Origin of the sequence: Candidatus Albibeggiatoa sp. nov. BB20 (assembly GCA_016744725.1) — a bacterium.
Classification (GTDB): Bacteria; Pseudomonadota; Gammaproteobacteria; order Beggiatoales; family Beggiatoaceae; genus Albibeggiatoa.
This window is the reverse complement of sequence record JADGDW010000135.1, coordinates 1-12,848: the sequence shown is the minus strand read 5'-3', so window position 1 is coordinate 12,848 and position 12,848 is coordinate 1. Positions and strand designations below refer to the sequence as shown.

At 37.7% G+C, this 12,848-nt stretch carries 13 protein-coding genes; 11 read left to right on the top strand and 2 right to left on the bottom strand.

Features of this window, described 5'->3' with window-relative positions:
* Positions 1 to 188 precede the first annotated feature (188 nt).
* Positions 189 to 824 (top strand): LuxR C-terminal-related transcriptional regulator, encoded by a 636-nt coding sequence (locus ABXH34_RS14160; protein WP_353572536.1) that lies wholly within the window; start codon positions 189 to 191, stop codon positions 822 to 824.
* A 244-nt stretch (positions 825 to 1,068) separates the two neighbouring features.
* Here the strand turns inward: ABXH34_RS14160 and ABXH34_RS14155 are convergent, their stop codons facing one another.
* Positions 1,069 to 1,680 (bottom strand): DUF1353 domain-containing protein, encoded by a 612-nt coding sequence (locus ABXH34_RS14155; RefSeq protein ID WP_353572535.1) that lies wholly within the window; start codon positions 1,678 to 1,680, stop codon positions 1,069 to 1,071.
* A 288-nt stretch (positions 1,681 to 1,968) separates the two neighbouring features.
* On the opposite strand from ABXH34_RS14155, the gene ABXH34_RS14150 reads away from it, so the two are divergent.
* From ABXH34_RS14150 to rnhB, 7 genes are all read left to right on the top strand, one after another.
* The gene (locus ABXH34_RS14150) at positions 1,969 to 2,718 is read left to right on the top strand and encodes a tail fiber domain-containing protein (protein WP_353572534.1); all 750 of its coding nucleotides are present in this window, start codon (positions 1,969 to 1,971) and stop codon (positions 2,716 to 2,718) included.
* Positions 2,719 to 2,951: 233 nt separating this feature from the next.
* Positions 2,952 to 3,458: a type II secretion system minor pseudopilin GspH gene (gene gspH / locus ABXH34_RS14145; protein ID WP_353572533.1), complete on the top strand. Its 507-nt coding sequence runs from the start codon at positions 2,952 to 2,954 to the stop codon at positions 3,456 to 3,458.
* Positions 3,459 to 3,839, top strand: a complete 381-nt coding sequence (gene gspI / locus ABXH34_RS14140) for a type II secretion system minor pseudopilin GspI (RefSeq protein WP_353572532.1) — start codon at positions 3,459 to 3,461, stop codon at positions 3,837 to 3,839.
* Between the two features lie 245 nt (positions 3,840 to 4,084).
* On the top strand, positions 4,085 to 5,152 hold the full coding sequence (locus ABXH34_RS14135; RefSeq protein ID WP_353572531.1) for a hypothetical protein: 1,068 nt from the start codon (positions 4,085 to 4,087) through the stop codon (positions 5,150 to 5,152).
* A gap of 10 nt (positions 5,153 to 5,162) precedes the next feature.
* Positions 5,163 to 6,122 carry a hypothetical protein gene (locus ABXH34_RS14130; protein WP_353572530.1) on the top strand — a complete coding sequence of 320 codons (960 nt, stop codon included), beginning with the start codon at positions 5,163 to 5,165 and terminating at the stop codon, positions 6,120 to 6,122.
* Between the two features lie 124 nt (positions 6,123 to 6,246).
* Positions 6,247 to 6,852, top strand: coding sequence for a peroxiredoxin (locus ABXH34_RS14125; RefSeq protein ID WP_353572529.1), 606 nt, complete (start codon positions 6,247 to 6,249; stop codon positions 6,850 to 6,852).
* Between the two features lie 123 nt (positions 6,853 to 6,975).
* Entirely contained in the window at positions 6,976 to 7,587 is a 612-nt protein-coding gene (gene rnhB, locus ABXH34_RS14120; RefSeq protein ID WP_353572528.1) for a ribonuclease HII, read from the top strand.
* Positions 7,588 to 7,592: 5 nt separating this feature from the next.
* Here rnhB and ABXH34_RS14115 read toward each other — a convergent pair whose 3' ends face one another.
* On the bottom strand, positions 7,593 to 9,614 hold the full coding sequence (locus ABXH34_RS14115) for a TonB-dependent receptor plug domain-containing protein (protein ID WP_353572527.1): 2,022 nt from the start codon (positions 9,612 to 9,614) through the stop codon (positions 7,593 to 7,595).
* A 637-nt stretch (positions 9,615 to 10,251) separates the two neighbouring features.
* Here ABXH34_RS14115 and aroQ point away from each other — a divergent pair.
* Genes aroQ through accC form a run of 3 tightly spaced genes read left to right on the top strand, consistent with a single transcriptional unit; the run spans position 10,252 to position 12,529 of the window.
* Entirely contained in the window at positions 10,252 to 10,689 is a 438-nt protein-coding gene (aroQ, locus tag ABXH34_RS14110) for a type II 3-dehydroquinate dehydratase (protein ID WP_353572526.1), read from the top strand.
* A 5-nt stretch (positions 10,690 to 10,694) separates the two neighbouring features.
* A complete protein-coding gene (accB, locus tag ABXH34_RS14105) occupies positions 10,695 to 11,171 on the top strand; it encodes an acetyl-CoA carboxylase biotin carboxyl carrier protein (protein WP_353572525.1) in 477 nt (158 codons plus the stop codon).
* Positions 11,172 to 11,185: 14 nt separating this feature from the next.
* Positions 11,186 to 12,529, top strand: a complete 1,344-nt coding sequence (gene accC, locus ABXH34_RS14100) for an acetyl-CoA carboxylase biotin carboxylase subunit (RefSeq protein WP_353572524.1) — start codon at positions 11,186 to 11,188, stop codon at positions 12,527 to 12,529.
* Positions 12,530 to 12,848: the final 319 nt, after the last annotated feature.

The window sequence follows — 12,848 nt, the reverse complement described above, 5'->3', positions numbered from 1 at the left end:
TTATTATAAAAAATAAATTTACCATACATGGTAATGTTTTGAAAATTATACGAGGGTAATCTGAAAAATATTTTTAACTACATAATAGCTTAGATGACTATTACTTACCTTATATTGAGATAAGCATAGAATAATAAGGCTAAGCTATTTAAATAACTAACATTTTCAGCCTCACTTGGAGTGTTTTTATGAACTTACTACTTGCAGACGACCATACTTTATTTCGTAAAGGTTTATGTATGATACTCAAAGGCGTTTTTCCTAATTGCAAAATTCAGGATAAAAGTTGCTGGCAAGATGTACATGCTTCTTTGAAGCGAGACCAATTTGATCTCGTTTTAGTCGATTTATTTATGCCTAGAGATTACAGTTGGGAACAAGAACTAACAACACTAATAGATTCTAATCCAACAACACATATCTGTATTGTTTCTGGCTCAGCAGATCAATCTCACCTAAAGACTGCCTTTAAGGCAGGTATTAGAGGCTATATCTGTAAAGCAGCTAATACAAAGGAAATGATACAAGCTTTATTAAAGGTTCAGACAGGCGGTATTTATTTTCCACCACAAATGTGGCAAGCAACAACAAGTGTACATGGGCGTGAAGCCACATATATAAATCCTTTAACACCTCGCCAACAAGAAATACTAGGGTTTCTTGCTAGAGGATATAGTAATAAACTCATTGCTCGAGAACTTAGCTTAACCGAAAATACCGTAAAGCGACATGTCTACAATATATTTCAATTGCTTGAAGCTAAAAATCGTGTTGAAGCTGTAGAATCAGCTCGACAACATCATTTGTTACCCACAAATATATAGCTGACTTGCTAGACAAAATAAGCTTAATTTTTGAATTATAATGAAATTTGTAGGAATGTTGTTAATTAAAGGGGGCTTTCTGTAAAGTTAGCAGTCCCCCACAAATACTCTAATTAATAGCAATTTGTAAATACACTGTTCTCTTAAACCACTATTTATGTTTTTATATTCAAAAAATCATAATTTGTATAACCGCTTTTTCCAGCCATTTTTGAGTAATATTTCTTTTAAGTCATACTGAAAATTACCAAGGACAGTGATCGTCAGGCATTTCAAAAGGACATTGATTATTTTCATCATATAGTTTTGCAGCATTGAAAGTAATGGTTTTAGAGTCATGAACACTGACTTGATGTTGTTGCGGTAAATAACATTGGCCATTATCCCAAAGTTTCTGTGCAACGGAAGAATTCACCGAATCATAAATTAAACCGACAAAACTATCATCTGCCTCTACACAGTCTGCTTCAATCATGGTTTTTACCGCCTCAGCCAAAATCACCGCCGTATCTTGAAACACAAAACGTTGTTGTGGAAAACAATGCTGTTGTTCAAATAACCAATCATGAATTAAATAAGCGGGCGCAAAATCCCAAGGCGATAAATTCGGTGTATTCCATAAAAAACGCGGAATTGATCCACCATCAGTATACATCGTTTTAGGTATGATTTTTTGTCCATTGGCACGATAAAATATCAAAGGATCCTCAGGGTCTGGGGTGTATAAAAAGCAATTCGGAGCTCTCCATTCCAAATTTAATTTACCTTCAAAGCGACCTGTTTGGACTTTATTCACATCAATACTGGTGCAATTAGCAAGTAAGATCGACATCATAATAATTAAAAGGAAGCGCATTTGACTTTCTCCTTAATATTCTTAGGTAATTTATCATTAAACTCATTTTACCTTAAGTTTTTTGAAATATGTCATATCATATTTTTTAGGTCTAATGTGAAAACTGCAGCATAAGTGTCAAGCAAGTCAGAAAACTTAATAATATAAATTTATACTAAACTATTCTAAGCAACAATGATGTTGCGAGGCTAAAATTATTGCCTTAACTGCAAAAGGTTCAATTTTTTTTAAAACCTGCCATAATATTTGAATAGAAATATTGTGTTTTCATAAACGGAGGATTAACTTATGACTCGTATTTTATATTTTTTGCTAGCATTCATGATGCTACAACCTGCTTATGCAGTTGAATTTATTTATGATAGTGTGGCAATTGATGGTGCTGATTTACGCTTAGGTATCAATGATGGACGTTGGCAGGGCGACAGAACACATGATTTAGATGGGCGAGCCATGGTGCATGGTTGGACTGAAGATGAGTTGTTACTTAACTATGACCAAGATTTTGAAGGTGGGGTCAAAGTATTAGGTGATTTCTTTGTTCAAGATGGCTGGTGGGGTGGTCACCAATTACGGGTTGTGTTAAATAATCCTGGGGTTGAAATTGGTTCTAGTACTGGCCGCTTGAATTTTTGGCATACAAATGATGGCTACACAGATATTTATGCACGTAATATCACTGCTGCTGATGGGGGTAGTATGTATGCACGTGACTTTATTACTGAGTCAGACGCACGCTTGAAAGAAAATATTCGCCCTATTCGCAGCGCATTAGAAACAGTTTTAAAACTACGTGGTGTGGAATATAACTTTATTGCAGATGAAGAGAAGATCGATCATTTAGGCTTTATCGCACAAGAAGTTGAGGAAATCGTCCCACAATTAGTTTATCCATTACCTGATAGTGATAAAAAAGGCTTAGACTACCAAGGTATTATTCCGATCTTAGTTGAAGCGATGCAAGAGCAACAAAAGCTCATCGCGCAGCAAGCGGAACAAATTAAAGCCTTAGAAGCCGCTATTGAAACTTTGAAATAATATTTTTACTTATTACCATGTTCTGATGTGATAAAAGAACCCCAAAATTCAGTCATTTTCGAGTTGTCATTTATTGAGTTTACATGCTTGAAAATACAGATATAGTCGTTTTACTTTAAAGTAATACAGGACTGCCAGTCCTCACACTCAATATAGAATTGACTATAATAGAGGTTCTTTTAAAGCCGCTTTACATGGTAATCCAGCCATGACACTTAGCGTAATTCCTAGCAATGACACCCAATAGCAAAACCACAGGTTTCACCTTATTAGAATTACTTATTGTCATATTGATTATTGGTGTGATTATCAGTTTTGCTACTTTATCCATTGGGGATAAAAGGCAACAAGTTCTCAGACAAGAAATAAAACAATTAGCAGCTCTCATCCAATTCACCCAACAAGAAGCCATTTTTAAAAATCAGGATTTAGCAATCAACTTTACTGAAAATAGCTATCGTTTTTATTTATTATCAGAAGATCGCCAATGGCAAGGTTTAAAAAAAACGCCCTTTCGTGAACGGAAATTGGCTTCAGGGTTGGTGTTAGAGCTGAATATTGAAGATGATCCTATTCAATTAGCAACTACAGAAACAACGCCGCAATTACTGATGTTATCCAGTGGCGAAATCAGCCCGTTTTCTATTTATCTTTGGCATGAAACGAATGAATCTCAGCGTTTGGTTCTGACAGGAAATTTATTAGGCGAATTGGAAATTAAAACTGAGGATGAATTTTAAATGCTGCGCAAGGGATTTACATTATTAGAAGTATTAGTTGCTTTAGCGATTGTGGCGATTGCTTTGTCTGCGATTATTCGTGTTACGGGATTAAATGCCAGAAATGCCTTGTATTTAGAAAATAAAACCTTTGCCCATTGGATTGCGATGAATATTGTGACAGAAACCCGTTTACAAGCTGAATTGCCCAGTGAGAACCAGCGCAAGGGTAAAATAGACATGGCACAACGGGAATGGTTCTGGGAATTAAAAGTGCTCGATACGATGGATAAATCACTCAAACGAATTGAAGTCACAGTAAAATTAAACCCAGATGATGAAAAACATCTTATTAATTTAATTGGCTTTATGCCGACAGCAAGTAAAAACAAATCGAAATAAACCGTGAATGATTGCAAAATAATGGAATAGATAGGATGGCTCATTCTTCTAAGATTGCCAGCCCTTAAATATAAAATTCAACCACATAATTTATACTGAATAAGTAAATATTGAAACAATAATCTATGCCCATAATGGCGTTCCCCACCTGAGCAAGCTATACTTAAATCCGTTATTTCAATGACAAGATTTATTAAAATATTATATCTATGCTCTGAAATAAAATCACTTTGCCAGAGGACAATATGTTAAATCGTGTGCACTACATTATTATTTCACTCAGTTGGGCATTGCTCCTGAGTTTTACCCATCCTATATTTGCAGCAGACCCTATTTATAACTCCGAATTCTCCACTGGCCGTTATAAAGATAATCAATTCAATGACAAAATACTTGAAATTCCAAACGCCTATGCACTGATTGTCAGCATTTCAGGTGAAATAGAGAATAAATGGGATGTTTTAACTTTATACGATGCAAATGGGCAAAAAATTGATACATTCACAGGCTCAATGAATGAACGTTTGGAAGTGGCGGGCTCTAAAATCCGTGTGGTATTTGATTCAGATAATCGTAAACATGATTTTCTAGGTGTCACGGTTAAAATTCAAGCACAATCATTTCCACAGCTATATCAAAATATCAAGAAGGCGTTGAAAACCGAAGTCAAACTGCTTTTAGAAAAAAACACAGGCGAGGCAGCTTATTTAATTAAACAGCATTTAAAACAACTCAATGGGCTAGATAATTTAGTACGCGAAGCGAAAGATATTGATCAAATTGTGCGACCTGTGGCAGATGAATTATTAAAAATAGCTCAAACTTATCGCACTATCGCCAATTCTCAACCAACGTTACAAAAAGCCCATCAAAAAATATTAACCCAGTTAGAAAAGTTACAAGCTGACACCATGGTTTACCAAAAGATGGCGCAAAATAATGTATCCAAGTTGCAAGCCGATGCTCAAGCGATTAAGGAAGGTTGGCGCAAAGATAATTTACAGCGTGTTGCTAATTTGCTCTATACCCAACAAACTTTATGGACACAATTTCAGCAACAGCAAGCAGAAATCAAAAAGCAAGCTCAAGTTTATTCAACAAAAATTCTGGATTTTCTCAGCTTTCTAAGCATGACTTCTCAAGTTTATGAAGGTACGGCTAATTTAGCTTTGGTGCGTCAATCCAGTATCACAGATTTGCAAAATTTGATGGATTTATCGCGTTTACGCACCATTGTCGGTGAAATTCAGCAATATGAAACGAAAATTAATGCGTTGCTAGACCAAATTGAGAAAAATAGCCCATTAGGCTAAGGAAGCGCACATGTCTGAATCAGAAAATCAGGAAAATAGTGAGCAAAATCAATCATCAGAGCCACCTACTCAAAAAGCCAAGATAACTGATCCTCAAAATTTACTACAAACGGTTAAAAAATTAAATTTTTCGCCAACGGTCATTGTTATATCTTTGCTTGGGCTGTTACTGATTGCATGGATGATTACCAAAACGATTGAAAACATGCGCTCTACGGTAAAGCCACAATCTAACACAGCTAACCATCAATCGAATTCGCCTCCTAGAGTCACGACCAGTGGATTGGATGTAAATCAACTGAGTATGGGTGGTGCTGTTGGCTCTAATAATCTGTCACCGTTGCGGGATTCGGACAATCCAAATACAGAAACTGCCTTCGTGGGAAACTCTGAAACAAATCCCACACATACATTAAACCGTGGTGGTTCTCGTGTTGAAACCGCGTTTGAAAATCAACCTAGAAAAACCATGGACGATATCAAAGCAGCGCATAAAAATAATCGACCGATTCCAGAACAATTGCAGCTAGATATGCAAGTTCATTATCAAGATAGCCAATGGGCAATCCTCAGCCAAGATTTATTGCAATTAGAAGAAAGCTGGAAAAACAATTTACAGTTTGTATCTCAACGATTCTCAACGGGCACGGCATCAAATAATAATTTTTCGATTCAAGCCGTGAAACAGCCAATAAAAACCCAAATCATCGAGACACGTGATATATTATGGTCAGATGTATTGGATGATATTTTAGAAATGGAATCTATACGCACTGCAATGACCGATATTTTTGCCCAGCATTTGCACCCACAAGCGCAACCCACCGCATTGAGCCAATTGTCAGATAAGTTCTCACCGTTTGAGACCGTATCCAGTTGGCAGCAGTTGACAGAACAAATTTTAGCTGTTGAAGATTATCGGGCTGACATGCTACAAACAGCACAACAGGTCTTGTGTTGCGAAAAGTAATAATCAAATATTAAGACTTTTTTAACTATTTCCATTGTATATCACAAAAAAACACATATATTGTTCGGTGTGCATTTTTTAACCCACTAATCCAAAGTCTATTTTTAAACACTAGGAGAGACACATGAGTGTATTAGTAGGACGTAAAGCTCCAGATTTTACAGTACCAGCAGTATTAGGTAATGGCGAAATTGTAGATAGTTTTAGTTTTTCTGAAGCAACTAGCGGCAAATATGCAGTTGTTTTCTTTTATCCTTTAGACTTCACTTTTGTTTGTCCTTCAGAGTTAATCGCTTTTGACAAACGTTTAGATGCGTTCCAAAAACGTAATGTTGAAGTGATTGGCGTATCTATTGACTCCCATTTCACCCATAACGCATGGCGTAATACTCCAGTAGAAAAAGGCGGTATTGGTCCTGTTCGTTACACTTTAGCGGCTGATATGACTCACCAAATCGCTAAAGATTATGGCGTTGAAACACCAGACGGTGCAGTTGCATTCCGTGGCTCATTCTTAATTGATAAAGAAAGCATGGTTCGTCATCAAGTGGTTAACGATTTACCATTAGGCCGTAATATTGATGAAATGTTGCGTATGATTGATGCGTTACAATTCCATGAGCAACATGGTGAAGTTTGCCCTGCAGGTTGGCAAGAAGGTTCTGCTGGCATGAAAGATACACCAGACGGTGTTGCTAGTTACTTAACAGACCATGCTAACGAATTATAATTTTATAATCGCGTAAGCAAGCGGGGGTGTTCACGCACTCCTGTTGAATGGTTAGTCGTTTCACGCTTTTATTCTCCTGAATGAATGTGCTACTCTGTTTAAATTCCTTTCACCAAATTCTCCATGAAAAAAAACGCGCCTCAATATGATGTACCCTCAATTCCAAATAATGTGATTTTAGCGGGTGTCGATGAAGTCGGACGTGGGCCTTTAGCAGGTGCAGTAGTTACAGCCGCTGTGATTTTAGACCCTTTACAACCGATAGCAGGTTTAAATGATTCTAAAAAATTGTCCCATAAAAAACGTGAATTACTGGCAATAGAAATCCAACAGAAAGCCAAAGCATGGGCATTAGGTCGGGCAGAAGTGGAAGAAATTGATGAGCTCAATATTTTACAAGCCAGCTTATTGGCGATGCGTCGAGCGGTGCTAAATTTAGCAATAAAGCCAGAACATGTGGTTGTCGATGGTAAGTTTTGTCCAGAATTGCCTTATCCCACCCAAGCAATTATCAAAGGCGATGGTTTAGTTGCTGAAATCAGTGCCGCCTCGATTATTGCAAAAGTAGCACGCGATAATGAAATGTGTGAATTAGACAAACAATACCCAGAGTATGGTTTTGCCCAACACAAAGGCTATCCGACTAAACAACACCGTTTGGCACTACAGCAATATGGTGTAACACCGATTCACCGCCGTTCTTTCGCACCCGTCCAAGCTTGCTTAAACCTGTAATAACACTAAAATTCTAATCGCACTTGACCGTAAATACTGCGCGGTATTCCAGTATTCAATGGTGTAAATGTACCCTGATAAAATTCAGGATGTTGATTATCTAGTAAATTCTGCCCAACCACAGACAGTTCTAAATGTTCATCAACTTGCCAAGCTAAACGTATATCTAAGCTAATATAGCTATCAACATCATTACTGCCATTATCCGTACCAACGGCATCGGAAACATAGCGTAGCCACCAGTCGGACTCCCAGCCAGAGCCTAAATCAAAATGATGTCTAAGCGAAATTTGATGTTCTGGAGTTTCGCTTTCTACATCGGCAAATGCAGAGACTACATGAGGATAAGTATCGGTTTCTATATTGATAAAATGATAGCTGAGCTGAGTTTCTCCCCATGAATTAATCCAATTAATATTACTTTCAAAACCATAGGTTTTAGCATCCATCCCATGATAGTAGTTACTTAAGAAAATATAACGGCCATTGGCTAAATCTGGAATAGGAGTTACGGTGCGTGTAATCAAACCTTTGTAATCATTATAAAACAGGGTGGAATCCCAAGAAACCTGCTCTTCCCATTGCTGACGAAAACCTAGCTCATAAGCCACATTAAATTCAGCATTCAATTGATTGTTACCCACTAATTGAGAATTGGCAGGTATTGGGTACAAAGGATTGCTACTAGGCGGTAAATCATAAGACGCTAAAATACTATAACTGACCTGTGCAGGCGTACGTACACTGCGAGAAATCGCTGCCCAGTAAGTTCTATTATCCGTTGGATGCCATAAAAAACGAATATTGGGTTGTACTTCTATCCCTGTGTAATCATTATGCTCTAATTTTGTACCAATAATCAGACGTACCTTATCGTCATAGAAACAGGATTCACTTTGAATAAAACCATTTAATACCTCATCATGTCGTCCTAGCAATGCTCGACCAAGTAATGAACCATTATGAATTTTGCTATATAACCAGCGATAGCCTAAACCCCATAAAAACTCTTGACGTTCAGAAATTCGCCATTGATTCTGTAGTTCAAAATCTAAAATATGATTGTCAACGCCATAAGTGGGTCGAGCCTGAGAACTAAAATCATAATAAAATTGCCCTGTCCATTTCGAATTTTCAACACTATCATGCGTCCAGCGGGCTAAAATATTTTTACCCAATAAATGTGAATCAACGGCATTGCCTGTTGTCCAGCTCACATCACCTATACGTGCATCATAAAAATCGGCTTGCAATGTTAATTCAGTGTCTACATTCAATTCGCTATCGATTCTAAAACCTGTTTGCTTCATATTCCAGCGATCAGGTTGAACACCTTGTTCTAGATCGCCCCGAATGGTCGTTTTTCCATAAATCCGAAAGGCAGTATTCTCATCCAGTTCTCCACCATAACGCAGATGTGTAAACCCTGACTCAACTGTCCCAGCCCCGACTGTCATTAAATAGCCTTGTGTATCTTGTGCTGACTTGGTAATAATATTGATGATGCCATTAACCGCATTTGCTCCCCACAGTGCACCACCGGGTCCTCGAATTACTTCAATTTGTTCAATATCTTCCATCAAAACATCTAAACTATCCCAAAATGTCCCCGCAATTTGCATGTTGTACACGCTACGTCCATCTACGAGCACCAGTAATTTATTTACAAATAGGCCATTGAAACTGCCACGGGCTGATACTCTCCAAATGGAACTATTTACTTTTGAAACTTGTAAACCGGGTACCATACGCAATACATCTGCGACATGGGTTGCTCCTGAGCGACGAATGTCATCTTGGGTAATCACAAAAATTGCATTGGCAGATTCAGAGAGTTTTTGCGGTTTTTTAGAGGCAGATGTGACTTCCATATTTAATAGGTCAGTCAAATTAAGTCCAATCAAAGCTTGCTGTTGTAATCGTAGTATTTCTAAATCATCGGCTTGTAATGGCGAATGAATCAAAATTACAAATAAACTATAAATCAGGCGTGCCCATTTTATTTGAGATGATTTGGATACCTTCATAGTAAATGCCCTGCGATACAATATATTATTTAAGTTTACTCATAAATTCATTGGGAAATTGAATTCAAATCTAATACCAAGATAAATTTTACATTTGCTTGAAAAATAAAATTATATTTTAAAACTGATAAAAAGTGAGAGATTAAGAAAAAAAACAACTCTAAGCCTTGAAAAATTCAGTTATATTAAAATATACTGAAATACTATATTTGTAATATGAGTATGGTGTTTTTATTGTATATTTAAAATGTTACTAGGATTTGTATTGAGAATAAAAATAAGACGCAAATCGATTTAAACTTTAATAACCTTTTTATCTATCATGTTATTTTAAGCTGTTTTCTAGTCCTTTAATTTCTTTTAATAAAATTGACTGTTGCAGCTTTTTCAACACAATTAGCGACTAATTCATTTCAATTTAGTACAATATGTCGGTTGTTTATATGGGGGTTGCTATAACCATGTAAGCAAGATTAACAAGATGCCTGCTTAAATCAGTGTTATGAGGCATCTCAACCATTCTACATAGCATTATTGATGAGAAAAATACAACAAATACTGACGTAAAAATACAACATGTGGTATGATGCGCAGTAATTTTTGTCGTATAGTCATGCACTAACAGCAAAATAAACTTATGTCTAAATTACTCATACTTCATGGACCGAATTTAAATTTACTAGGTGAACGTGAACCTGGCCATTATGGAAGCACCCATTTAGATGCCATTAATACGGAACTCGTTAATCTGGCTCAGGGACATGAATTAGAAACTTTCCAGACCAATGCCGAATATGCGTTGATTGAGAAAATTCACGAAGCACGTCACCAAACGGATTTTATCATCATTAACCCTGCTGCATTTACCCACACCAGCGTGGCATTACGCGATGCACTACTTGCGGTCAAAATACCCTTTATCGAAGTGCATTTATCTAACGTTTATGCACGCGAGCCATTTCGTCATCATTCCTATTTTTCTGATATTGCAGTTGGAGTGATTACAGGCTTAGGGGCACACGGTTACACGTTGGCATTGCAAGCAGCCCTTTCCATTCTATCGAATTCGAGATAAGTTGTATGGACATTCGCAAAGTAAAAAAACTGATTGAAATTATTGAGTCATCGGGTGTTGCTGAAATTGAGATTCACGAAGGTGATGATTCAGTGCGCATTAGTCGCTATCCAACCAGCACAGGTCTCCCTCAATTACCCGCAGCACCTGCTATGTATGCAGCACCAGCACCTCATGAAGCCTCAACGACTCACACAGGCGGGATTGCTGGCCATGAAAACCCAGATGAGTTTGATGATGACCCTGAAGGGCATGTGGTTACTTCTCCAATGGTGGGCACATTCTATCGTTCTCCTTCACCCAATAACTCCCCATTCGTAGAAGAAGGACAAATGGTTCAAGAAGGTGATACATTATGTATTATCGAAGCGATGAAGATTTTAAATCAAATTACCAGTGATAAATCAGGTAAAGTCGCTAAGGTCTTGGCTGAGAATGGAGCACCCGTCGAATACGAACAGCCATTGTTTGTCATTGAATAAAAAAGGATAAGGACATGCTGTCGAAAGTTGTCATTGCCAACCGCGGAGAAATTGCGCTACGCATTTTAAGAGCTTGCCGTGAGTTAGGTATTCGCACTGTTGCTGTCCATTCATCTGCTGACCGTGATTTAAAACATGTGCGTTTAGCCGATGAGTCGGTTTGTATTGGACCTGCTAATTCTGCACAAAGTTATTTAAATATCCCCGCGGTGATTAGTGCAGCAGAAGTGACTGATGCGGTTGCAATTCATCCCGGATATGGCTTTTTAGCTGAAAATGCTGATTTTGCTGAACAAGTTGAGAAAAGTGGTTTTACCTTTATTGGCCCTAGCCCTGATACGATTCGTTTAATGGGTGATAAAGTATCCGCCATTGAAGCGATGCGTAAAGCAGGCGTACCTTGTGTACCAGGTTCTGAAGGTGCATTAGATCATGAAGATAGAGATAGAAATGCGCAGCTTGCGCGTGACATCGGCTATCCCGTAATTATTAAAGCAGCGGGTGGCGGTGGTGGTCGTGGAATGCGAGTTGTGCGTAATGAAGCGACTTTGCATAACGCGATTTCATTGACTAAAAGTGAAGCGGCGGCGGCATTTGGTAACGATCAAGTGTATATGGAAAAGTATTTAGAAAATCCACGTCACATTGAGTTTCAAGTGTTAGCTGATGGTCAGGGAAATGCGATTCATTTAGGTGAACGTGATTGCTCTATCCAACGTCGTCACCAAAAATTGATTGAAGAAGCACCCGCACCCGGTTTAAGCGAAGAAATACGCCAGAAAATTGGTGAACGTTGTGCACAAGCATGTCGTGAAATTGCTTATCGTGGTGCAGGCACATTTGAGTTTTTATATGAAGATGATGAATTCTACTTCATTGAAATGAATACGCGGATTCAAGTTGAACACCCCGTGACAGAATTGATTACGGGGGTTGATTTGGTACGTGAGCAACTATTAATTGCCAGTGGCGAAAAGCTTGCGTACAAACAGAAAGATATTAAAATCAGAGGTCATGCAATTGAATGCCGTGTGAATGCGGAAGACCCTGTCACGTTTTTACCTTCTCCCGGTAAAATTACCCGCTATCATGCACCCGGCGGGCCTGGGGTTCGTGTCGATACGCATATTTACTCAGGTTATACCGTACCACCTTATTACGATTCCTTATTAGGCAAGTTGATTGTATTTGGTGATAATCGTCATTCTGCAATGCGTCGGATGTGTACTGCATTGGACGAAATTATTGTTGATGGAGTAAAAACCAATGTGCCATTGCATCGGGATTTACTTAATGATACTAATTTTCTAAAAGGTGGAGTCAATATACATTATTTAGAAAATAAATTAAGTTTGTAAAATAATGAGCTTGCTTGGTATGGAATCGATTTCCGTACCAAGTTAAAATATGATTGCTTGCGGATTGTCTGATATAGCAACAGATAAATTTCCCATTCTCAGTTCCATTTCAAAATCTCCTCTCAATTTCTTTTTAAAATACTGTATTCGGTCTGGTAAAAGTAACTGATGAAGCAGGGCAATAGCTCTATTCATATCATTTGTTATAGTCATTTTATTTTAAAGTGATACAGGACTGGCAGTCCTTATTTTTAATAAATAATTAATATTTAAAGAATTTCAGGACTGCCAGTCCCATAACAAGAAATTTACTATAGGA